This window comes from Achromobacter marplatensis, from assembly GCF_049060505.1.
Taxonomy (GTDB): domain Bacteria; phylum Pseudomonadota; class Gammaproteobacteria; order Burkholderiales; family Burkholderiaceae_B; genus Achromobacter; species Achromobacter marplatensis_A.
Genome location: NZ_JBMGRB010000001.1, coordinates 625,157 through 647,986, shown reverse-complemented (window position 1 = coordinate 647,986; position 22,830 = coordinate 625,157). Strand labels below are relative to the sequence as shown.

Below are 22,830 nucleotides of genomic sequence, written 5' to 3'. Positions count from 1 at the left end.
AGGGCCATGAACGACCAATATCAGGCGCTCTACCAATCATTCCGCTGGCTGGTACCGACCCAGTTCAACATTGCGGATGCGTGCTGCCACCGCTGGGCATCCAGTAGTCCGGATGCGCGGCGCATTGCCATCTACTACGAAGATGAGTCCGGCAACCGCGAGGTCTGGACCTACGCTCGACTGGCCGAGGCCGTCAATCAACTGGCCAATGGCCTGGTGAAAATGGGCGTGGGCCGCGGCGATCGGGTCGGTGTCGTTTTGGGGCAACGCCCCGAAACCGTCGTCGCCCACATGGCCATCTACACGGTTGGCGGCGTCGTGCTGCCCCTGTCGGCCTTGTTCGGCCCCGAAGCCCTGGAAAGCCGCCTGCGCGACTCCGAAACCCGGGTCGCCATCGTGGACCACGCTTCCAGCGCCAATCTGCTTGCCGTCAGCGACAACTGCCCCAACCTGCAGCAAATCATCGGCATCGGCTTCGCCGACGAGCGCGTGCTGCCTTGGCGCAGCCTGCTGGCCCGCCAGCCCAGCGAATTCAAGGCCATCCCGACGCGGTCGTCCGACCCCGCCATCCTGCTCTACACGTCAGGCACCACCGGCGCGCCAAAGGGCGCCCTGCTGCCGCACAGCGTGCTGATCGGCAACCTGCCGGGCTTCGTGGCCTCGCAGGACTGGTTCCCCAAGCCCGCCGACGTGTTCTGGTCGCCGGCCGACTGGGCCTGGACGGGCGGCATGATGGATGCGCTGCTGCCCACGCTGTACTTCGGACATCCCATCGTGGGCACGCGCGGCCGGTTTTCCGCTGAACGCGCGTTCGAGCTCATGGAACGCTATCAGGTCACCAACACCTTCCTCTTCCCCACTGCGTTGAAGATGATGATGAAGGCGGTGCCGGAACCCCGCAATCACTACCAGTTGGCCTTGCGTTCCATCATGAGCGCGGGCGAAAGCGTGGGTGAAACCGTCTTTGAATGGTGCCAGTCGGCGCTGGGCGTGACGCCCAACGAGATGTTCGGCCAGACTGAAATGAACTATGTGGTGGGCAACAGCCAGAAACGTTGGCCCGCCCGGCCAGGCAGCATGGGCCGGCCCTACCCCGGGCACCAGGTCGCGGTGCTGGACGATGACGGCAAGCCCGTCGCCGCTGGGGAAACCGGTGAAATCGCCGTCAACCGCCTGGACATCCACGGCTATCCCGATCCGGTGATGTTCCTGGGCTATTGGCGCAACGAAGCCGCCACCCAGGCCAAATACAAGGGCGACTGGTGCCTGACCGGCGATCTTGCCACCCTGGATGCCGACGGCTACCTCTGGTACGCCGGCCGCGCTGACGACGTGTTCAAGTCGTCGGGCTACCGGATCGGCCCGGGCGAAATCGAAAGCTGCCTGATCGGGCATCCCGCGGTGGCCAACGCCGCCGTGGTGCCCAAGCCGGACGCCGAGCGCGGCGCCCTGGTCAAGGCATACGTCGTGCTGACGCCCGAATTCGCCCACCGCGACCGCGCCGACATCACCGAAAACCTTCAGGAACACGTGCGCGAACGCCTGGCGCCCTACGAGTATCCGAAAGAGATCGAATTCGTCGATGAACTGCCCATGACGACGACGGGAAAAATCCAGCGCCGCATCCTGCGCTTGCGCGAAGAAGAGCGCGCCCGGGCCGCCGCCCCGGTCCCCGCCGCCACGCCCCCGGCGGCAACCGCCGTTGACGCCGACGCGGCCCATGGCGCCCCCGAGAAGCAACCCGAGACCTGAAGCCATGCCGATTTACCAGCTTGACGACCTGATTCCCCGCATCGACCCCGGCGCCTACGTGGCCGATAGTGCCGACATCATCGGCAATGTCACGCTGGAGGCGGGCGTCAGCATCTGGTCGAACGTGTCGATCCGTGGCGACAACGACGCCATCCTGATCCGTCACGGCACCAATATCCAGGAATCCAGCGTCCTGCACGTGGACAGCGGCTGTCCCATGACGATCGGCCCCAACGTGACGGTGGGCCATCAGGCCATGCTGCACGGATGCACCATCCACGAAGGCGCCCTGGTGGGCATGCAGGCGATCGTCCTGAACAATGCGGTCATCGGGCGCAATTGCCTGATCGGCGCAGGCGCGATCATCCCCGAAGACCGGGTCATTCCCGACAATTCCCTGGTGATCGGCATTGGCAAGATCGTGCGCGAGCTTTCCGAAGACGAAATCGCCAATCTGCACAAAAATACCGCCCATTACGTGGCGCGGGGCCAACACTACAAGACCGCGCTGAAACGGCTGGCCTGACTCCTCCGGGAAGCCGCCCAACCCCCTGCTGCCAGCAGGGGGAATCTGGCCCCTGATCGGCTAACATTCCGCTATGACCGATCAGCTTAAAAAATACCTTACCGAAGACCGCAGCGTCCGTATCCAGGCCGTGCGCCTGGACGCGACCTGGAAGGCCGTTCAAACCAATCACGACTACCCGCCCGCCATCACCCATCTGCTGGGCGAACTGGTAGCGGCGTCCACCCTGCTTGCCGCCAACATCAAGTTCGAAGGCTCGCTGGTGCTTCAAATTCAGGGCGACGGCCCCATCGCGCTGCTCGTGGTGGAATGCCGTTCCGACCTGAGCCTGCGCGCCACCGTCAAAGTGCGCGAAGGCCACGAGGTTCCCGCCGACGGCACGATGCAAACTCTGCTGAACCCGGGCGGCAATGGCCGCTTCATCGTGGTACTGGACCCGCAGCGCAAGCTGCCGGGCCAACAGGCTTACCAGGGCATCGTGCCGCTGGAAGGCGAGACCGTGGCCGAAGCCCTGCAACACTACATGAAGGCCTCCGAGCAACTGGACACCCGCCTGTGGCTGGCGGCCGACGCCGACCATGCCGCCGGCATGCTGATCCAGCGTCTGCCTTACCACGGCGGCTCGGATGCGCCGCTGCTGACCGAACAGGCCGCCGCGGAAACCTGGGACCGCACCAACGCGCTGGCCAGCACCCTCAAGCGCGACGAGGTGCTGGAAGCCGAGATCGACACACTGATCCATCGCCTGTTCTGGGAAGACACCCTGCTGGCCTTCGATCCCGTGACGGTGCGCTGGCACTGCCCCTGCACCCGCGAACGCGTGGCAAGCATGCTGCGTTCGCTGGGCGAAGACGAAGTCAACAGTGTCCTGGCCGAACGCGGCCAAGTGGACGTGTCCTGCGACTTCTGCGGCAAGCCTTACAAGTTCGATGCCGTCGACTGCGCCACCTTGTTCGCGCCCAACCAGCCGCCGGCCGACGACGCGCCCCCGACCGTGCATTGATTCCCGGCCGGCCCGCCACCAGGGCCCGTTTCATCCCTTCGGATTGTCCGTATCGACAGGCGGTCATGCCCGCGCCACACTGCGCAGCCATGACCGCCTTTTTCTTTACCAGCCCTCGTCAGCGGGGCGCTGCCGCCATCGAATTCACCGTGGCCGGCACGGTCGTGCTGTTGCTGGGCCTGCTGGCCATCGACGTTGCCCGGTGGCAAGCGGTGCGGCAAATGGCGCACCTGGCGCTGATTGAAGCCGCCCGCGCCGGCTCGACCACCCACGGCGACCCCGCCCGCATGCGCCTAGCGTTTCAACACGCGTTGCTGCCGTTGCATGCCGGCGCGGACGACGACGCCCGCAAGACCAGGGCGTGGCGCCGGCAGGAACGTGCCCAGGCCAGCATCGCGGCGCTGTCCGGCCTGACCCCTTGGCGCATTGAAATCCTGCAGCCCGACGCCCGCGCGTTCCGCGAACACGGCCGCGCCGGCCTGGTGGTGACGGCGGCCCCGGGCATGCGTGCGATCGACAACGACTACCAAGACCTTCAACATGCCCGCAGGCCTGCGCAGCCGGGCGGCATGAGCATCTTCGAGGCGAACACGCTGAAGCTGCGCTTGACCTACCTGCATCGCCCCTGGCTGCCGCCCGTGCGCGCGCTGCTCGGCGTCATGGGGCGCGACGATGCCAGCTACGCGGGCGTGGCCCGCGCGCACGGTTTGCTGCCGATCAAGGTAGAACTGGAAATCGAAATGCACTCGCACCCGGTCGATTGGACGAACAAGACGCCCTGGCCGGTGGGAATGGTGGTGGGTGCGTGCCACGACACCCGTTGCCGCTGAGGAATGCCTCAGTGCCGGGTCGTGGCGCTATTCGCGGAATTGGCGGGTTTGGGCGCGGCAGGAGCGGCCGCCCGGTTGGCGGGCGGTTTGGCGGCTGCCGGCGCGCTGGCGCGCGTGGCCGTGGCCGGCTTGGCTGCGGGGTCGGCCGTCAGTGCGGCGCCGGCAGCGGGAGGTTGCGTGTTTTGCGGCAGGATGTGCACAAAGACTTCGCCCTCGCGCATCATGCCGAGTTCGCCACGGGCGCGCTCCTCGATGGCGCCAGAGCCGCCTTCAAGATCCCGCACTTCAGCTTCCAGCGCGGCATTGCGCGCGCGCAGGCCTTCGTTGGTCTCGCGCTGCTCAGCCACTTGGCGTTGCAGATCCCAGACCTTGAACCAGCCGCCCTTACCCAGCCACAGCGGGTATTGGATCAAGCCTACCAGCACGAACAGCACCAGGAACAACAGGCGCATACGCGAGAACCCTCAGAGCAGTCGTGGCGCGGATGCGGTGGCGGCGCCAGGCGCCGCCACCGCGCTTCCCATCAACGCAGGTTGTAGAAAGCTTCCAGGCCAGGATACGACGCCACTTCGGCCAGCTCTTCTTCAATGCGCAGGAGCTGGTTGTACTTGGCCATGCGATCCGAACGGGACAGCGAACCCGTCTTGATCTGCATCGCGTTGGTCGCCACGGCGATGTCGGCAATGGTCGAATCTTCGGTTTCGCCCGAACGATGCGACACGACGGCGGTGTAGCCGGCGCGCTTGGCCATTTCGATGGCGGCAAAGGTTTCGGTCAGCGTGCCGATCTGGTTGATCTTGATCAGGATCGAGTTGGCGACGCCCTTCTGGATGCCTTCGCGCAGGATCTTGGTGTTGGTGACGAACAGGTCGTCGCCTACCAATTGCACCTTCTTGCCCAACTGGTCGGTCAAGAGCTTCCAGCCGTCCCAATCGTTTTCGGCCATGCCGTCTTCGATGGAGATGATCGGGTACTTGTCGCACCACGTGGCCAGCAGGTTGGTGAATTCCTGCGAGGACAGCGAGATGCCGCCTTCGCCGGCCAGCGTGTACTTGCCGTCGCGGTAGAACTCCGAGCTGGCGCAATCCAGGCCCAGGGCGATCTGCGTGCCCGGCTCGTAGCCGGCTTCGGTGATGGCTTTCAGGATGAGCTGGATAGCCGCTTCGTGGCTGGGCACGTTGGGGGCAAAGCCGCCTTCGTCGCCGACGGCCGTGGACATGCCCTGGCCGTGGATCAGCTTCTTCAGCATGTGGAAGACTTCAGCGCCCCAACGCAGGGCTTCGCGGAAGCTGCCTGCGCCGACCGGCAGGATCATCAGTTCTTGCAGGTCGAGCGTGTTGTTGGCGTGCGCGCCGCCGTTGATGACGTTCATCATCGGCACGGGCATGCTCATGGGGCCGCTGCCGCCGAAATAGCGGTACAGCGACAGGCCGGACTCGTCGGCGGCGGCGCGGGCCACGGCCATGCTGGCGGCCAGGATCGCATTGGCGCCCAGGCGTTCCTTGGACTCGGTGCCATCCAGCTCGATCAGCGTGCGATCGACGAAGGTCTGTTCCTGGGCGTCCAGGCCCATCAGGGCTTCGGAGATTTCCGTGTTCAGGTTTTCAACGGCGCGCAGCACGCCCTTGCCCAGATAACGGCTTTTGTCGCCGTCGCGCAGCTCGATGGCTTCGCGGGCGCCCGTGGAAGCGCCGGACGGCACGGCCGCGCGGCCCATGGCGCCGGACTCCAGCAGCACATCACATTCCACGGTGGGGTTGCCGCGCGAATCCAGAATTTCGCGGCCGATGATATCGACGATTGCACTCATGACTTTACATTCCCTGAACGATAAACATATTCATGACAGCCGCGCCCTCGCGGGCGTTGCGGGCACGGCGGTACTGCCAGGAGTCGTAGAAGGCCTGGGCGGCCGCCATGGAGGGAAACTCCATGACGACGGTGCGGCCCGGCTCACGGCCCTCAAGGTGCTTGGACTCTCCGCCTCGCACCAGGATCTTGGCATCGTACGCGCGCATGGCGAGCGTGGACAGACGCTTGTAGTCCTCGTATTGCGCGGGCTTGGTCACCGTGACGTCGGCGATGAGGTAAGCACTCATGGGGTTCCTTCAGGGCAGTTGCGTGGGTTGGTATCTGATTTTGGATACGACAACGCCGCCAGTGTGGCCCAAGCCGGCCTGGCGACGCATATCCGATGCTAATTGGTTGTATCCGAAAGCAGCGCCGCCGTATAGCGCGGCGCTGGGGGACGGGCCCGCGGCCCCGAGGATCCGCTTACGGAACTCGAGACCGCAGGCGCGCATTACGCCCCCTGGCCGCGGCGAGCCTTTTGCTCGATGGCGGCGCGGATATAGCTGGAGAACAACGGGTGGCCGTCACGCGGCGTCGACGTGAACTCCGGGTGGAACTGGACGCCCACGAACCACGGGTGGTCGGGCAATTCCATCATTTCCGGCAGGTTCTCGGTCGGCGTGCGGGCGCTGATCACCATGCCGGCCTCTTCCAGGCGCGGCACGTAGACGTTGTTGACCTCGTAGCGGTGACGGTGACGCTCGTTCACTTCGTCGCCGTAGATGGTCTGCGCGCGGGTGCCGGCCTTGATCGGCACGCGCTGCGCGCCCTTGCGCATGGTGCCGCCCAGATCGGACGTGTTGTCGCGCTTTTCGACCTTGCCTTCGCGGTCCATCCATTCGGTGATCAGGGCCACCACCGGGTGCGGGGCGGACGGATCGAATTCCGTGCTGTTGGCGCCGCCCAGGCCGGCGACGTGGCGCGCGAACTCGATGACGGCCAGCTGCATGCCCAGGCAGATGCCCAGATACGGCACGCCGTTTTCACGGGCGTAGCGGATGGCGGCGATCTTGCCCTCGGTGCCGCGCTTGCCGAAGCCGCCCGGCACCAGAATGGCGTCCAGGTGCTTCAGTTGGTCGGTGCCACGGGTCTCGATGTCTTCCGAGTCGATGTACTCGATGTTGATCTTCGAACGCGTGTGGATGCCGGCATGGACCAGCGCTTCCGTCAGCGACTTGTACGATTCGGTCAGGTCGACGTACTTGCCGACCATGCCGATCGTCAGCTGGTGCTGGGGATGCTCAAGCGCTTCGACCAGGTTGTCCCACATGGACAGATCGGCCGGCGGCGGGGTCAGGCCCAGCGCTTCGCAGACGATGTTGTCCACGCCTTGCTTGTGCAGCATGGCCGGGATCTTGTAGATGGAATCGGCATCCCAGACGGAAATGACGGCATCCAGCGGCACGTTCGAGAACATCGAGATCTTGGCGCGCTCGTCGTCCGGGATGGGACGGTCGGCGCGGCACAGCAGCGCGTTCGGGTAGATGCCGATTTCGCGCAGCTTCTGCACCGAGTGCTGGGTGGGCTTGGTCTTCAGTTCGCCGGCGGAGGCGATGAAGGGCACCAGGGTCAGGTGCACGAAGGCCGCGTTGTTGCGGCCCATGCGCAGGCTCATCTGGCGCGCGGCTTCCAGGAAAGGCAGGGACTCGATGTCGCCCACGGTGCCGCCGATCTCGACGATGGCGACGTCCGTGTTGCCGTTCCAGCCGGCCTCGGCGCCACGGGCGATGAAGTCCTGGATTTCGTTGGTGATGTGCGGAATCACCTGGACAGTCTTGCCCAGGTAGTCGCCACGACGCTCTTTGCGCAGCACCGATTCGTAGATCTGGCCCGTGGTGAAGTTATTCACCTTGTGCATGCGGGCGGAGATGAAGCGCTCGTAGTGGCCCAGGTCCAGATCGGTTTCGGCGCCGTCTTCCGTGACGAACACTTCACCGTGCTGGAAGGGGCTCATCGTGCCCGGATCGACGTTGATGTACGGATCGAGCTTCAGCATGGTGACCTGCAAACCACGCGACTCGAGAATGGCGGCAAGCGACGCAGCGGCGATGCCCTTGCCCAGGGAAGACACCACTCCGCCGGTGACAAATACGTATTTGGTCATCGTAATGAGCACCCGGGACGAGCGGGCGCGTGCGGGAAATTTGGATTATAGCCGGGCGGCGACGGTTATTTGGGTTTTCCCCTAGCGATGACGCGTAACATTTGGCAGCACTCGAAACGCGTTGACGGCAAGCGCGCCGCAGGCCGCGGCGTGGCATCGTGCTATGTTCGATCCCTAATTTTTCGACTGCTGTTTTTTCTCAACATTTCTCGCCTTTGCCGATGATCGATTCCGTCCGGTCCCCCTCTTCGCTCGCCTGGCGGCTGGCGCTTACCGCCGTTTTCGTGCGCCTGGCCTACTACGCCCTGGTCCAGGGCTACATGCTGATCGGCTTGCCCGACACCCAGCAAATGCGAGAGCTGCACACGCAGCCCGAGTATCTGGCCCCCTTGCTGGCCCATATCGTCATGGCGACGGTCATCGCCGGCTTGGCGACCTGGGGCGCCATGCGCCGCTGGCTCGCGCGCCACGACACCATGGCGGTGGACGAACCCCGCAAGCTGTTCGGCACTTTCATCGCGCTGCAGCTGGTCTACACGCTGGCCGTGGCCGCCGGCATGGCCTTCCTGCATAACCTGCTGATGCAGTTCGTCATGACCCACCGCGACATGCTGGAGGCGTGGTCCGGCGTTGGCACGATCGGCCAATTCCTGACGTTGGGCATCGCTGTCCGCGTCCTGACCATCTTGCTGGAGATCATCGGCATCTGCCTCGTCGTGCGCATTGCCGCCTGGACCGTGCAGCCCACCGGCCCCGCCGGCAGCCCGCCCTACGGCCGTCGGCATGCGGCCTGGATCACCGGGCTGACCGTGCTGATCTGGCAACTGGGGGTCTCGATCACGTTGGGCGGTTTCCTGCTGATGCAAGCCCGCGATGCGGGCTGGACAGCATTCATGTTGGGCTATTTGGCCCTGCCCGCGATTCTGTTGGCGATGTGCGTGCTGCTCTGCCTGAACCTGTTGCCCGGCACAATCGGCACGGCGCGGCTGGGGCGGGCGGTGGCGCATGGCACGCTGGCATTCTGGCTGGCCCAGGCGCTGGGCGTCGGGCTGGGGTACCTGGCCATCCGGGCAATGACCTGGGAGCAACTCATCCGCGCCGCCCAATCGTCTTGGACGGCGGTGGCAATGCTGCTGGCCTACGGCGCGCTCTTGGCCTTGGGCTGCCTGATCGGCAGGCGCGCGCTCTATCGCCCGTAGGATGGGTGGAGCGCGGGAAAGTGGGCGCCAGAACGCGACTGCCAAGCGCGCGAAACCCATCAGGCGGCGTCGGATTCCTGGCAGGCTCAGCCACAATGCAACCGCTGCCTGATGGGTTTCGCGCGTTCGAGAACCGGGTTCTTGCTTAAGAGCACGCGCGCTCCACCCATCCTACGACCGGCTCCCGAAGGCCGGCCCGGATTACGACCGGACTCCCGAAGGCAGGCCCGGATACCGGTCAGATCGCCGCGGTACGGCGCTCAAGCCAGGCCAGCGCCTCGCCTTCGACCAGCGGCGACAGACGTTCGAATACCGTCTTGTGATAGTCGTTGAGCCAAGCAGTTTCGTCGGCGCGCATCAGCGACGGTTCAATGCAACGGGTGTCGATGGGGCACAGGGTCAGCGTCTCGAAGCACAGGAATTCGCCCAGTTCGGACGTCAGCCAGCTGCGGTTGGCCACCAGGTTTTCAATGCGCACGCCCCAACGGCCCGGACGGTAAATGCCCGGTTCATTCGACGTGATCATGCCCGGCTCCATCGCCGTGTGCGGGCCCGGCATGGCGCGGTACGAGATCACCTGCGGGCCTTCGTGCACGTTCAGGAAATACCCCACGCCGTGGCCGGTGCCGTGACCGTATTCCGCACCGCCTTCCCAGATGGGCGCGCGGGCAATGGCGTCCAGCATGGGTGACGGCGTGCCGCGCGGGAACGACGCGCGCGACAGTGCGATCATGCCCTTGAGCACCAGCGTGAAATCCACTTTCTGGTCGGCGCTGGGCGTGCCCACCGCGACCACGCGCGTGATGTCGGTGGTGCCGCCCAGATACTGGCCGCCCGAATCGATCAGCAACAGGCCGTCGCCTTCAATCGTGGCGTGCGATTCCGGCGTGGCGCGGTAATGCGGCATGGCGCCGTTGGCGTTGAAGCCGGCGATAGTGGCGAAGCTGGGGCAGACATAGGCCGGCCGGCGCGCGCGGGCGGCGGTGATCTGCTCGTCGATCGTCAGCTCGGTGATGGTTTCCTTGCCCAGCGCGCCTTCGAACCACGCGAAGAATTCGCAGAGCGCCGCGCCGTCCTGTGCCATCGCCTGGCGCACATGGGCCAGCTCGGCATCGGTCTTGCGGGACTTCAGCAACGTGGATGGGTTGATCGCCTCGATGCGCGGCACGGCCGGATCCATGGCGTGGAACACGCCGCAGGTCACGCGCGCCGGATCAATCAGCAGCTTCTGGTCCTGTTCAAGCGAGGCCAAGGCATCGGCGGCTTGGGCGTAGTCCGCCACCTCGAAGCCATCGGCGCCCAGCGTGGCGCGCAGCGCCTCATCGATTTTGCCGTCGGCCACGAACAGCGTGGCGTGGTCCAGGCCGATCAGCGCGTAGCCAACGAACACCGGGTTGTAGTCCACGTCGGCGCCGCGCAGGTTCAGCAACCACGCGATATCGTCCACCGTACAGATGAAATGCACATCGGCGCCGTGCGTGCGCATGGCGTCGCGCACCTGCGCCAGCTTGTCGGCACGGGCCACGCAGGCCTCGGGCGCGACGTGCTCATAGATCTTTGCGTCGGGCAGCCCGGCGCGGTCGGTCCAGACCTCGTCCAGCAGGTCCGCCCGGATCTCAAGCGTGGCGCCGGCGCTGGCCGCAGCCACCGACAAGGCGCGGAAGGCGCCCAGGCCCAGCACCTGACCGTCCACGCCGATGACGTCGCCCGCCCGCATGTTGGCAGCCAGCCAGTCGACATGACCGGGCGTGGACGCCAGCGCGATCTTCATCAGCTGCACGCCGGTGCCCGCCAGTTGCGCCTCGGCCTGCACCCAATAGCGGCTATCCACCCACAGGCCGGCGAAATCCGCCGTGACCACAAGGGTTCCCACCGACCCCGTGAAGCCCGACAGCCAGCGCCGTCCTTGCCAGCGCGCCGGCAGATACTCGGACAGGTGCGGGTCCGAGGACGGAACGATATAGGCGGAAAGGCCGCGGCGGCTCATGGCCTGCCGCAATTGGGCAATACGGGCGTCGGTGCTAGACATGGGGGATGGGATCCTTAGCGCAACATGAAAGACATGGCGGCCAGGCTGTTCAACGTGCGGACAGCGGCCTGCATGCTATCCGTGGTGAATCGCAAGGTGACGCCGTCCACGCGTTCCAGCGTGGGCCACATGCAGAACAGGTCGGCCAGCGCCGCGCTCTGCGTCTGCAACCGGCATTCTATAGGGGCGGGAATGCGGAAAGGAACCGGAGCCTGCTTCTTGAGGTTGCGCACGGCGGTTTCGGCTGCGGCGGCGATCGCGCGGCGCGATGCGGCCGGCGACAGCGTGATACCGCTGCCCTGGCCATGGGCTACCTTCGTCTGCACCCACTCGGCGCCTGGGAAGGTGTCGCGGGTTTCCGTGATAAATACGTCGTCGCCCGTCGCCAGGATGACGGGCACGCCCATTTCACCGGCCAGCGCGCCGTACAGGCCCGCTTCGCCCAGCTCCATGCCGTTGATGAACACGCGCGAAAACGCGAAGCTGTTGATCGTGTGGGCCAGGACGCCGCGCCCTTGCGAGCGCGAGTGGTAGCCGATCATGAAAACGGCGTCGCAGCCCTCTTCCAGCCCACCCATCATGCCCAGGTAGCGCGGCTTGCCCAGCACTAGGCGGGCGCGCTCGTCCAGGCCGTCAGGCAGCAGGTTGCGAAAGCCGCCGTGCGAATCGTTGACCAGGATGTCTTCGGCGCCGCCCGCAATCGCGCCTTGCACGGCCGCGTTGGCCTCGGCAGTCATCCAGGCGCGCGCGCGCTCGTATTCGCCATTGCCGGCGCGGACTTGTTCGGCGTGGAAGACGCCGGCGACGCCTTCGATATCGGTGGAAATCAGGATCTTCATGGGGTCAGCCTTCAAGGAATTCAGAATGCGGTGTCGGACAGCCATTGACGCCACTGCGGCGCCGCGTCGCGGATCGCGGCACGGTGATGGCCGTCGCGCCCGGTCACGCCGTCGGCGTGCCAGAGCGCGGAAATGATGGCTTGTTCGCAGGCCTCGGCGGCGGCTTCGAACAAGGGGTCGATACGCGTTTCATGCAGCATCGCGATCGAGGGCATCGGCTGCTCGGCCAGTTGCGGGACAGTGTAGGCGGTGGAAAAAGCCAGCGCGATGTCGCCGCTGCCGTGGCCGAACACCGAGCCGGTGCGCGCCAGGCCCGCGCCGGCCCGCAGAGACAGCCGCCGCAACTGGCGGGAATCCAGCGGTGCGTCGGTCGCCAGCAACAGGATGATGGAACCCTTTTCGGGCACGATCACGGCGTTCTCGCCTTGCTGCGCCAGGCCCCGGTCCAGTTGGTCCGCCAGCCGGCGGCCAAACGGGCGGCCTGCCACGGTCAGGTTGGGCAAGCGGCCGAAGTTGGCCAGCACCAGCGCACCGACGGTGTAGCGCACGCCCGGCTGGATGGACGCCACGCGGGACGCCGAGCCGATTCCGCCCTTGAACGAAAAGCAAGACATGCCGCGCCCGGCGCCTACCGCACCTTGCGCAAACGGCTTGCCTGCGCTGGCGAACGCGTTCGCGTAATGCGCTTCTTCTACGGCCAGCGCCTGGATGTCGTTCAGATACCCATCATTGCATTCGAACACCAGCGGGTTCACGGTGGCCATGCGCCGCCCGATCTCGGGGTTGGCCGTGATGGCCTGGCGGATCTGCGCGTTGGCGACGGTGCCCACGCCAAAGGTGTTGGTCAGCGCGATGGGGGTTTCCAGCACGCCTAGCTCTTGCACCTGAACCAGGCCGGTGCTTTTGCCGAAGCCGTTCAGCACGGTCGCCGCGGCGGGAACCTTGTCCAGAAAAGGGTCGCCGGCATGTGGGCGCACGACGGTGACGCCGGTCTGCAGCGGGCCGTCCGCCAGCGTGCAGTGCCCAACCGTCACATCGCCCACGTCGCAAATCGAATCCAGGGGCCCCGACGGCAGCACGCCGATGCGAGGCAGGTCCAGCGCTTGTTTGTACATGGTTTTCGCCAAGGTCCTAAATGCAAAACGCCGCCGCCCTTCGTTCGACTCACGCGCAACCGATTCGATAGGCGCGTGGAACGAGGGCGGCGGCGAGAAAAAGCGACGCGTTACTTGCGATCGATCTTGGGATCGAGCGCGTCGCGCAGGCCGTCGCCCAGCAGGTTGAACGCCAGCACCGTCAGGAAGATCGCCAGGGCCGGGAAAATGGCCACGTGCGGGGCGATGACCATGTCGGCGCGCGCCTCGTTCAGCATGGCGCCCCACTCCGGCGTCGGAGGCGATGCGCCCATGCCCAGGAACGACAGGCTGGCGGCGGTGATGATCGACGTGCCGATGCGCATCGTGCCGTACACCACGATCGGCGAGATCGTGCCGGGCAGGATGTGGCGCATGATGATGGTCCAGTCGGACGCGCCCACGCTCTTGACCGCTTCGACATAGGTCATCTGCTTGATCGACAGTGTGTTGCCGCGCACCAGGCGGGCGAACGCCGGGACGCTGAACACGGCCACGGCCACGATCACGTTGACCATGCTGGAACCCAGAATGGCCACCACGCCGATGGCCAGCAGCATGCCCGGAAACGCCAGCAGCACGTCCGAGATCCGCATCGTGATGCGTTCCCACCAGCCTTCGTAGTAACCGGCCATCAAGCCCATGAAGGTTCCGACGATGGCGCCCATGGCCACGGACAGAAAGCCCGCGGCCAGCGAGATCCGCGCGCCCATGACGATGCGGCTGAAGATGTCGCGGCCCAGCGAATCCACGCCCAGCCAGTGGGTCAGCGACGGGCCGGCGTTAAGCGCGTCGTAGTCGAAGAAGTTCTCGGCGTCGAACGGCACGATCCACGGCGCGAAGACCGCGATCACGACAAGCAGCAGGACGAAGATGCCGGCGCCCACGCCCAGCTTCTGCTTCTTGAATTTGCGCCAGAACTCGGTGGCGGGCGTGCGCACGTCGTTCTTGGAAGCGGCGGCGATGGTCGTGGCGGGTGTCGTATTGCTCATGGCCGCCTCACTTGTAACGGATGCTGGGATTGATGACGCCATAGAGCACGTCGACAATCAGGTTGATCAGGATGAATTCCAGCGAGAACAGCAGCACCAGGCCCTGAATCACCGGATAGTCGCGCTGGGTCACGGCGTCCACCAGCAGACGGCCAAGGCCGGGCCAGTTGAACACGGTCTCGACGACGATCGAGCCGCCCAGCAGGAAGCCGAACTGCAAGCCCATCATGGTCACGACGGGAATCAGCGCGTTGCGCAGCGCGTGTTTGATCACGACGCGGCGTTCGGTCAGGCCCTTGGCGCGGGCGGTCCGCACGAAGTCTTCCTGGATGACTTCCACGAAAGACGCACGGGTGAAGCGCGCCATCACGGCGGCCACCGCGGCGCCTAGCGTAATTGACGGAAGAATGTAGTGCTTCCAGCTGGAGGCGCCGACGGTTGGCAGCCAGCCCAGGTTCACGGAGAACACCTGCATCAGCATCATGCCCAGCGCGAACGCTGGGAACGAGATACCCGACACCGCCAGCGTCATGCCAAGGCGGTCGGGCCAGCGGTTGCGCCAGACGGCCGACACGATCCCGATGATCATGCCGAAGGTCACTGACCACACCATACTGGCCATCGTCAGCCACAAGGTGGGCATGAAGCGGTCGGAAATCTCGGTCGAGACGGGGCGCTTGGTACGCAGCGAGGTACCCAGGTCGCCTTGCAGCATATTGCTGAAATAGCGCACGAACTGCTGCGGCAGGGGCAGATCCAGCCCGAGTTCCTTGCGCACGAGCTCGACCGTTTGCTGGTCGGCCTCCTGGCCCGCGGCCAGTCGCGCCGGGTCGCCCGGAAGCATGTGCACAAACAGGAACACGACCACGGCTACCAGCAGCAGCGTGGGGATCATGCCCAAAAGACGTTTGACGATGTAGGTCAGCATTGAAATTCCTGCAACATCGGCGGGGACACCGCGCCCCCGCCGTATGTGGCCTTACAAGGGCCCGAAGGCCCTGAGAGTGACTGCTAGGTTTACTGCTTCAGTTCGATGTCGCCGAACCAGAACGAGGTGTCCGGTTCCACGTACACGCCCGACAGGTTCTTCGACTTCACGTACAGGTTGTTCTGGGTCACCAGGAAGGCCCACGGGGCGTCCTTCCAGATGGTTTCCTGAACATTCTTGTAGATTTCCGTCTTCTTGGCGCGATCGGTGGTGGCCAGCGCCAGCTGGATGCCGTCATCGACCGACTTGTTCGAGTAGTACGACACGTTGTTCAGCACCGGCGGGAACGCGGCGGTGCTCAGCAACGGACGCAGACCCCAGTCGGCTTCACCGGTCGAGGACGACCAGCCGGCGTAGTACATGCGGACCTTGGCGTCTTCAGGCTTCTGCACCTGTTGAACGCGCTGCACGCGCTGACCCGATTCCAGCACTTCAACCTGCACCTTGATGCCGACTTGCGCCAGCTGCTGTTGCAGGAACTGAACCACCTTCACCGAGGTACCGTCGTTATAGGCGGACCACAGCTGGCTTTCAAAGCCGTTGGGGTAGCCGGCTTCGGCCAGCAGGGCCTTGGCCTTCTTGATGTCGTAGGGCCACGGGCCGGTCTTGTGGGCAAAGTCCACGCCCTTGGGCACGACGCCGTCCACAATGGTGGCGTAACCCGAGAAGGCGACCTTGGCCAGCGCTTCCTTGTTGATGGCGTAGTTGATGGCTTCGCGCACCTTGGGGTTGTCGAACGGCTTTTGCTGCGTGTTCATCGACAGGTAGCGGGCCATGATCGAGTTCTGGTGATCGACCACGTCCAGCTTGTCGTTCTTCTTCAGCACGGCGGCTTGTTCGAACGGCACCGGGAAGGCGAACTGGGCTTCGCCCGTCTGCACCACGGCGGCGCGGGTGTTGTTGTCGGTCACGGTACGGAAGGTCAGCGTGTCGACCTTCGGATAGCCCTTCTTCCAGTAGCCGTCAAACTTCTTGACCTTGAGGTATTCAGCCGGCTTCCATTCGACGAATTCGAACGGGCCGGTGCCCACCGGGTGGAAGCCGATTTCCTTGCCGTACTTGGCCAGGGCGGCGGGCGAGATCATCATGGCGGCCGGGTGGGCCAGCGCGTTGATGAAGGCCGAGAACGGCTTCTTCAGCGTGATCTTGATGGTCATCGGGTCAACCACTTCGGTCTTGTCGATGACGCTGAACTGGATGTAGCGCGACAGGCGGTTGTCCGGGTTGGCCGGACGATCGAAGTTGATCTTGACCGCTTCGGCGTTGAAGTCGGTGCCGTCGTGGAACTTCACACCGGGACGCAGCTTGAACGTGTAGACCAGGCCGTCTTCGCTGACGGTGTAGTCGGTCGCCAGGACCTTCTGGACCTTCAGGTCCTTGTCGAATTCGAACAGGCCTTCGTAGTAGGCCTTGCCGGCCGCCTGGTTCAGGGTGCTGTTGGTGTTGTACGGGTCAAGCGTTTCCAGTGCGATGGAGACGGCAAACGTCACGTCCTTGGCGGCAAACGCCAACGGCGAAGTGAGCACACCGAAGGCCACCGCGGCGGCGGCCATCAGCTTGGTGGGGCGCAGAACTTTCATCATTGCAACTCCTGGTTCCAAAACGGAATTAGGGGGTTTGTTGGAAGAAAAACAAGTACGACAACGGAATCAATACGCGCCGCCGACCGGATGGCGGGCAACGAAGTGATCGGTTCCAACCTGCACCAGCGGCTGCACCACCGGCTCGTCGCCGAGCTTGCGGATCGGGCTGGGAATTTCATCGGACAACAAGGTGCGCTTCAGATGGCGGCGCGCCGGATCGGCGATCGGCACCGCCGACATCAGCTTCTTGGTGTACGGGTGCTGCGGGTTCTCGAAAATGGCGCGGCGCGGGCCGATCTCGACGATCTGGCCCAGGTACATCACGGCAACCCGATGGCTGACGCGTTCGACAACGGCCATGTCGTGCGAAATGAACAGGAATGAAATGCCCATGTCGCGCTGCAGGTCGATCAGCAGGTTCACGATCTGGGCCTGGATCGACACGTCCAGCGCCGACACCGATTCGTCCGCGATCACGACCTTGGGGTTCAGGGCAAGCGCGCGCGCGATGCAGATGCGCTGGCGCTGGCCGCCCGAAAATTCATGCGGGTAGCGCTGCGCCATTTCCGGCGGCAGGCCCACGCGTTCCAGCAGATCGGCCACGCGGCGCTCGGCGTCGCGGCCCTTCGCCACCCCGTGCACCAACAGCGGCTCCATGATGGAAAAGCCGACGGTGACGCGCGGATCCAGCGAGGCGAACGGATCCTGGAACACAAACTGGATGTCGCGGCGCAAGGATTGCAGTTCGTTGTTCTTCAGCCGGACGATGTCGCGGCCGCCAAACTTGATCTCGCCGCCCTGGCTGTCCACCAGGCGCAGCAGCGACCGGCCCGTCGTGGATTTACCGCAACCCGATTCGCCCACCAGCGACAGCGTCTCGCCCGGGTACAGGTCGAAGCTGACCTGTTCCACGGCATGCACGCGGCGCTGCACGCGGCTGAGGATGCCGCCACGCAGGTCAAAGCGGGTGACCAGGTTACGCACGCTCAGGATGGGTTCGCGCTTCTGGCCGGGCACGACCTGCGTGCTGGCGATGGCGGGCTCGGCCACGGGTTGCGCCTGGCCTTCCACCTGCAGCAGCGGGAAGCGCGCGGGCAGGTCGGTGCCTTCCATGGCGCCCAGCTTCGGCACCGCCGACAGCAGCGCCTTGGTGTAGGTGTGCTTGGGCGCCGCGAACACCTGGTCCGACGGGCCTTCTTCAACCTTGTCGCCGCGATACATGACCAGCACGCGGTCGGCCACTTCCGCCACCACGCCCATGTCGTGGGTGATGAACACCACGCCCATGTGCATCTCGTCCTGCAGCTGACGGATCAGTTGCAGGATCTGCGCCTGGATGGTGACGTCCAGCGCGGTGGTGGGTTCGTCGGCGATCAGCAGCGCCGGCTTGCAGGCCAGCGCCATCGCGATCATCACGCGCTGGCGCATGCCGCCCGACAACTGATGCGGGTAACGGTCCAGCACCGACTTGGCTTCCGGAATGCGCACCTGCTCCAGCATGCGCAGGGCCTCGGCGCGTGCGGCCGCGGCGTCTTTGCCCTGGTGCTGGCGGATCGATTCGGCGATCTGGTCGCCGGCCGTGAACACTGGGTTCAAGGAGGTCATCGGCTCCTGGAAGATCATGGCCATGTCGGCGCCGCGCACATTGCGCATGACGCGTTGGCTGGAACCGACCAAATCGATCACGGAACCGTTGCGCCGGCGCAGGGCCATGCTGCCCTGGGCGATGCGGCCGCCGCCATGTTCCACCAGACGCATGAGCGCCAGGGACGTCACCGACTTGCCCGAACCCGATTCGCCCACGATGGCCAGGGTTTCACCCCGGTCCACATGGAACGACAGGTTGCGCACGGCTTCGACCGTGCGCTCGGAACCCACGAAGCGCACCGTCAGGTCGTCGACCTGGACCACGCGGTTTTCCGGCAGCGCCAGGCTGTTTGCGCGATCAACCATCTTTATTAATCCCCAAAATCAAAACAGAACCCGTCACGCTTATCGGTAGATAGCGGTGACCGGCTTTTCGCCTACGCGGGCGTAACCCCGATACATGCCTTCCGTGTTGAACGGCAAAGCCACATTGCCCTGGGCGTCGACGGCCACCAGGCCGCCCTTGCCGCCGATGGTGGGCAGTTTCTCCATCACGACGCGATCCGCCGCTGCTTGCAGCGACGCACCGCAATATTCCATCTGCGCCGCCACGTCATAGGCCGAGACCATGCGGATGAACATCTCGCCGGTGCCGGTCGTGGAGACGGCGCAGGTCTTGTTGCTGGCATAGGTGCCGGCGCCGATCAACGGCGCGTCGCCCACGCGGCCGACCTGCTTGTTGGTGATGCCGCCGGTGGACGTGGCCGCGGCCACGTTGCCTTGCGCGTCGACAGCCACCGCGCCCACCGTGCCGAACTTCTTGTCGGCGTCCAGCGGATCAGCCGGCGCGGGCTGGCCGCGTGCAACCATGGCCTGGCCGTCGTGGTCCAGCACGGCGGCGTCAGGCGTTTCGCGCTGCACGCGCAGCAGTTGCTCGCGGCGGGCCTCGGTCGAGAAATACGACGGGTCGACGATTTCCAGGCCCGCATCGCGGGCAAAGGTCTCGGCGCCCTCGCCCACGAAAAAGACGTGCTTGCTGGTTTCCATGACGCGGCGCGCGGCGAAGATCGGATTGCGCACGCAATTCACATTGGCGATCGCGCCCGAACGCAGCGTGGCGCCGTCCATGATGGCGGCGTCCAGCTCGTGGGTGCCGGCGCTGGTGAACACCGCGCCGTGGCCGGCGTTGAACAGCGGGCAGTCTTCCAGCAGTCGGACGGCTTCGGTCACGGCGTCCAGGGCGCTGCCGCCGCGGGCCAGCACGGCTTGGCCGGCGGTCAGGATGGACTCCAGGGCGGCCAGGTATTCCTGTTCTTTCTCGGGCGACATGGCCGCGCGGGACATCGCGCCGGCGCCACCGTGAATGGCGATCACGGGTTGGATCATCGTTTACCTACTCCATGGATAAGCCACGGCATCACGGACTGGGTCACCCCAGCCGCGGCCGCGACGGAATTTTTGGCCCGATAGGCCACCGCGGCGGAAAGCGCTTCGATCAGGCCCAGCGCGGCGGTTTCGGAATTGGGAATCAGCTGGCGCGCGGAAAACGCGTAAAGCACGACGGACGCCGTCGGCGCCAGCGGAGACGTGGGTTTGTCGGTCAGCACCAGCACCGGCACGCCGGCCTGCTTGGCGGCGGCGGCCAGCGTCACGGTGTCGGCCAGGTAGCGCGGAAAGCCGATTGCGATCACCAGGTCCTTGGCGGTCATGCGCGACATCTGGCGCGCGGCGTGCGACACGCCGCCGGGGCCCGCCAGCGATTCGACCGAATGCAGGTGCATGCACAGGCCGCGTTGCAGCAGCCCGGCCAGGAAGCCGCTGGCGCCAAAACCGATGATGAACACGCGGTCGGCGGCCAGAATGGCTTCCACCGCCTGTTCACAGGCAGCCGAATCCAGCGATTGCAGGTTGCGCTGCGCGTTGCGAATGTCTTCTTCCAGCGTGGCGGCGAAGATCTGCACGGCGCTGGCGGAATGCGCCAGTTCGGTGCGCAGCTTTTCCACCGGTTCCAGCGCGGCTTCGAACCCCCGCGCCAGTTCGGCGCGAAATTGCGGGTAGCCGGGCAGGTCCAGGGCGCGCGCGAAGCGATTCGCCGTGGCAACCGAGACCCCCACCGCCGCCGCGAACTCGTCGATGGTCATCGTGGCGGCGCGGAACTGGTGCGCCAACACGTATTCGGCCATCTTGTGCTGCGTCCGGCTCAGCGAGGGCTGGGCCCGGGCGATCCGATCAGCGATCGTAAGTGCGGCCTTGTTCATCGATTCGGGGAAGGGTCTTAGCGGGAGATCGTGTAAATCTGTTTACACACAAATTTTAGATAAGAAAATTCATTTTCATAGTAAGGGTATACCCGTGAATTTATGTAACAGTGCATCAAAAGAAACGGGGCCGGTTTGAGGTACGCTATCCGCGCCTGTTTTCCAGCCCGCTTTTGACCTATTGCCTTGGATTGACGCAATGCCCGATTGGATCTGTAAACCCCACCAAGACCTGACCGTGCCGGAGATCTACGCGATCCTCCGCTTGCGCTCGGAAGTCTTCGTCATCGAACAGCAGTGCATCTTCCAGGACATGGATGGCAAGGACCTGAGCGGCCAGACGACGCACCTGATGGGATGGCAAGACGGCCAGCTTGCCGCCTACTGCCGCATCCTGGACCCGTCGCTGAAAGACGGCCAGATCGAGATCGGGCGCGTGATCTCCGCACCCTGGACGCGCGGCCAGGGCCTGGGCCACGAATTGATCCGCCACGCCATGCAGGAAGTGCGCCAGCGCTGGCCAGGCCGCGCCATGTACCTGGGCGCCCAGGCCCGCCTGCGCAACTACTACGGTGGACACGGCTTTGTTCAGGTCACCGAGGAATACATCGAAGACGGCATCCCGCACGTGGGCATGCGCTTGGACGAAGCGGCATAGCGCCCCCGGGGCCGCCCTTTCCTCCGCCCCAAAAAAAAACGCCCCTTGCGGGGCGTTTTCGTAAGCGGGACGGCAGCCGGTTTATTTGACCGACGACACGTCCAGCTTGGCCAGCGTCTTGGACTGGATTTCGTCCACCGTCACGCCCGGCGCCGTTTCCAGCAGCTTCAAGCCGTTTTCGGTGACTTCCATCACGCCCAGGTCGGTGATGATCAGGTCGACCACGCCCACGCCAGTCAGCGGCAGATTGCATTCCGGCAGCAGCTTGATGTCTTCCGTGCCGTCTTTCTTCTTGGCCACGTGTTCCATCAGGACCACGACGCGGCCAACGCCGGCCACCAGGTCCATCGCGCCGCCCATGCCCTTGACCATCTTGCCCGGAATCATCCAGTTGGCCAGGTCGCCCTTTTCGGACACCTGCATCGCGCCCAGGATGGCCAGGTTGATCTTGCCGCCGCGGATCATCGCAAACGAGTCGGCGGACGAGAAGATCGACGAGCCCGGCAACGTCGTCACCGTCTGCTTGCCGGCATTGATCAAGTCGGCGTCGACTTCATCGTCGGTGGGGAACGGGCCGATACCCAACAGGCCGTTTTCGGATTGCAGCCACACTTCCACGCCCTTGGGCACGTGGTTGGCCACCAGGGTCGGCAAGCCGATGCCCAGGTTCACATAAAAACCATCTTGCAGTTCGCGCGCGGCGCGAGCCGCCATTTCATCGCGGGACCATGCCATGTCGTCTTCTCCTTAGGCCGGGCGAGTGGTGCGTTGTTCGATGCGCTTTTCCGGCGTCGTGTTCAGCACGATCCGTTGCACATAGATGCCGGGCAGGTGGATCTGGTCGGGATCCAGGCTGCCGGTGTCAACGATCTCTTCGACTTCGACCACCGTGAACTTGCCGGCCATCGCGACGTTCGGATTGAAGTTGCGGGCCGTCTTGCGGAACACCAGGTTGCCGCTGCGGTCGGCGATGTGCGCCTTGACCAGCGACACGTCGGGCACCAGCGAACGCTCCATCACGTATTGCTGGCCATCGAACTCGCGGATTTCCTTGCCATCGGCCACGATGGTGCCCACGCCGGTGCGCGTGAAGAAGGCGGGGATGCCCGCGCCGCCGGCGCGCAGCTTCTCGGCCAACGTGCCCTGCGGGGTGAATTCAAGCTCGAGTTCGCCCGACAGGAACTGGCGTTCGAATTCCTTGTTCTCGCCCACGTAAGACGCGATCATCTTGCGGACTTGGCGCGTATTGAGCAACTGGCCCAAGCCGAAACCGTCGACGCCCGCATTGTTGCTGATGCAAGTCAGGTCTTTCACGCCCGAATCGCGCAGCGCGGCGATCAGGGCCTCGGGAATACCGCACAGGCCGAAACCGCCCACGGCGATCATCTGACCGTCCTTGACGATGCCTGCCAGCGCCTCCTGGGCGCTTGCAAAAACCTTGTCCATCGCTCCAACTCCTAGTTAAGGTCGAACTGAAGAGCGCCCGCCCCGCCGCTTG

Annotated in this window: 21 protein-coding genes; 6 read left to right on the top strand and 15 right to left on the bottom strand. The window is 64.9% G+C overall.

Going from position 1 to position 22,830, the window contains the following annotated elements; all coding sequences use genetic code 11:
* Nucleotides 1-6: 6 nt before the first annotated feature.
* The 4 genes from ACI0FO_RS02905 to ACI0FO_RS02890 all read left to right on the top strand — a co-directional run bounded on the left by ACI0FO_RS02905 (nt 7) and on the right by ACI0FO_RS02890 (nt 4,111).
* Nucleotides 7-1,752 carry an acyl-CoA synthetase gene (locus ACI0FO_RS02905; protein ID WP_416023989.1) on the top strand — a complete coding sequence of 582 codons (1,746 nt, stop codon included), beginning with the start codon at nt 7-9 and terminating at the stop codon, nt 1,750-1,752.
* Between the two features lie 4 nt (nt 1,753-1,756).
* Nucleotides 1,757-2,278, top strand: coding sequence for a gamma carbonic anhydrase family protein (locus ACI0FO_RS02900; protein ID WP_416023987.1), 522 nt, complete (start codon nt 1,757-1,759; stop codon nt 2,276-2,278).
* 73 nt (nt 2,279-2,351) lie between these two features.
* Nucleotides 2,352-3,281, top strand: coding sequence for an Hsp33 family molecular chaperone HslO (gene hslO, locus ACI0FO_RS02895; protein WP_416023985.1), 930 nt, complete (start codon nt 2,352-2,354; stop codon nt 3,279-3,281).
* Between the two features lie 89 nt (nt 3,282-3,370).
* Nucleotides 3,371-4,111: a TadE/TadG family type IV pilus assembly protein gene (locus ACI0FO_RS02890; RefSeq protein WP_416023983.1), complete on the top strand. Its 741-nt coding sequence runs from the start codon at nt 3,371-3,373 to the stop codon at nt 4,109-4,111.
* 8 nt (nt 4,112-4,119) lie between these two features.
* Here the strand turns inward: ACI0FO_RS02890 and ftsB are convergent, their stop codons facing one another.
* The 4 genes from ftsB to ACI0FO_RS02870 all read right to left on the bottom strand — a co-directional run bounded on the left by ftsB (nt 4,120) and on the right by ACI0FO_RS02870 (nt 8,066).
* On the bottom strand, nt 4,120-4,563 hold the full coding sequence (gene ftsB / locus ACI0FO_RS02885) for a cell division protein FtsB (protein ID WP_416023982.1): 444 nt from the start codon (nt 4,561-4,563) through the stop codon (nt 4,120-4,122).
* A 71-nt stretch (nt 4,564-4,634) separates the two neighbouring features.
* Complete coding sequence (gene eno / locus ACI0FO_RS02880; RefSeq protein WP_006218107.1) at nt 4,635-5,921, bottom strand: phosphopyruvate hydratase; 1,287 nt, start codon at nt 5,919-5,921, stop codon at nt 4,635-4,637.
* Nucleotides 5,922-5,925: 4 nt separating this feature from the next.
* The gene (locus ACI0FO_RS02875) at nt 5,926-6,210 is read right to left on the bottom strand and encodes a DUF1330 domain-containing protein (RefSeq protein WP_006223888.1); all 285 of its coding nucleotides are present in this window, start codon (nt 6,208-6,210) and stop codon (nt 5,926-5,928) included.
* Nucleotides 6,211-6,413: 203 nt separating this feature from the next.
* The gene (locus ACI0FO_RS02870; protein WP_310032874.1) at nt 6,414-8,066 is read right to left on the bottom strand and encodes a CTP synthase; all 1,653 of its coding nucleotides are present in this window, start codon (nt 8,064-8,066) and stop codon (nt 6,414-6,416) included.
* 221 nt (nt 8,067-8,287) lie between these two features.
* On the opposite strand from ACI0FO_RS02870, the gene ACI0FO_RS02865 reads away from it, so the two are divergent.
* Nucleotides 8,288-9,265: a hypothetical protein gene (locus tag ACI0FO_RS02865; RefSeq protein WP_416023979.1), complete on the top strand. Its 978-nt coding sequence runs from the start codon at nt 8,288-8,290 to the stop codon at nt 9,263-9,265.
* A gap of 238 nt (nt 9,266-9,503) precedes the next feature.
* Here the strand turns inward: ACI0FO_RS02865 and ACI0FO_RS02860 are convergent, their stop codons facing one another.
* The 9 genes from ACI0FO_RS02860 to ACI0FO_RS02820 all read right to left on the bottom strand — a co-directional run bounded on the left by ACI0FO_RS02860 (nt 9,504) and on the right by ACI0FO_RS02820 (nt 20,674).
* Complete coding sequence (locus tag ACI0FO_RS02860) at nt 9,504-11,294, bottom strand: aminopeptidase P family protein (protein ID WP_416023978.1); 1,791 nt, start codon at nt 11,292-11,294, stop codon at nt 9,504-9,506.
* A gap of 14 nt (nt 11,295-11,308) precedes the next feature.
* Nucleotides 11,309-12,133 (bottom strand): M55 family metallopeptidase, encoded by an 825-nt coding sequence (locus ACI0FO_RS02855; RefSeq protein WP_416023976.1) that lies wholly within the window; start codon nt 12,131-12,133, stop codon nt 11,309-11,311.
* A gap of 20 nt (nt 12,134-12,153) precedes the next feature.
* On the bottom strand, nt 12,154-13,248 hold the full coding sequence (locus ACI0FO_RS02850; RefSeq protein ID WP_416023974.1) for a P1 family peptidase: 1,095 nt from the start codon (nt 13,246-13,248) through the stop codon (nt 12,154-12,156).
* A 110-nt stretch (nt 13,249-13,358) separates the two neighbouring features.
* On the bottom strand, nt 13,359-14,258 hold the full coding sequence (gene gsiD, locus ACI0FO_RS02845; RefSeq protein WP_105555060.1) for a glutathione ABC transporter permease GsiD: 900 nt from the start codon (nt 14,256-14,258) through the stop codon (nt 13,359-13,361).
* A 7-nt stretch (nt 14,259-14,265) separates the two neighbouring features.
* On the bottom strand, nt 14,266-15,186 hold the full coding sequence (gsiC, locus tag ACI0FO_RS02840; RefSeq protein WP_416023972.1) for a glutathione ABC transporter permease GsiC: 921 nt from the start codon (nt 15,184-15,186) through the stop codon (nt 14,266-14,268).
* Nucleotides 15,187-15,275: 89 nt separating this feature from the next.
* A complete protein-coding gene (gene gsiB / locus ACI0FO_RS02835) occupies nt 15,276-16,829 on the bottom strand; it encodes a glutathione ABC transporter substrate-binding protein GsiB (protein WP_416023971.1) in 1,554 nt (517 codons plus the stop codon).
* A gap of 66 nt (nt 16,830-16,895) precedes the next feature.
* Nucleotides 16,896-18,782 (bottom strand): dipeptide ABC transporter ATP-binding protein, encoded by a 1,887-nt coding sequence (locus ACI0FO_RS02830; RefSeq protein ID WP_416023969.1) that lies wholly within the window; start codon nt 18,780-18,782, stop codon nt 16,896-16,898.
* 39 nt (nt 18,783-18,821) lie between these two features.
* Complete coding sequence (locus ACI0FO_RS02825; RefSeq protein ID WP_416023968.1) at nt 18,822-19,802, bottom strand: isoaspartyl peptidase/L-asparaginase family protein; 981 nt, start codon at nt 19,800-19,802, stop codon at nt 18,822-18,824.
* Nucleotides 19,799-20,674, bottom strand: a complete 876-nt coding sequence (locus ACI0FO_RS02820) for a MurR/RpiR family transcriptional regulator (protein WP_105555064.1) — start codon at nt 20,672-20,674, stop codon at nt 19,799-19,801. The genes ACI0FO_RS02825 and ACI0FO_RS02820 overlap by 4 nt, the downstream gene beginning before the upstream one ends.
* Nucleotides 20,675-20,873: 199 nt before the next feature.
* On the opposite strand from ACI0FO_RS02820, the gene ACI0FO_RS02815 reads away from it, so the two are divergent.
* Nucleotides 20,874-21,332 (top strand): GNAT family N-acetyltransferase, encoded by a 459-nt coding sequence (locus ACI0FO_RS02815; RefSeq protein WP_416023965.1) that lies wholly within the window; start codon nt 20,874-20,876, stop codon nt 21,330-21,332.
* Nucleotides 21,333-21,413: 81 nt separating this feature from the next.
* Here ACI0FO_RS02815 and ACI0FO_RS02810 read toward each other — a convergent pair whose 3' ends face one another.
* Nucleotides 21,414-22,067, bottom strand: a complete 654-nt coding sequence (locus ACI0FO_RS02810; RefSeq protein WP_046802634.1) for a CoA transferase subunit B — start codon at nt 22,065-22,067, stop codon at nt 21,414-21,416.
* Between the two features lie 12 nt (nt 22,068-22,079).
* A complete protein-coding gene (locus tag ACI0FO_RS02805; RefSeq protein WP_054423951.1) occupies nt 22,080-22,778 on the bottom strand; it encodes a CoA transferase subunit A in 699 nt (232 codons plus the stop codon).
* Nucleotides 22,779-22,830: the final 52 nt, after the last annotated feature.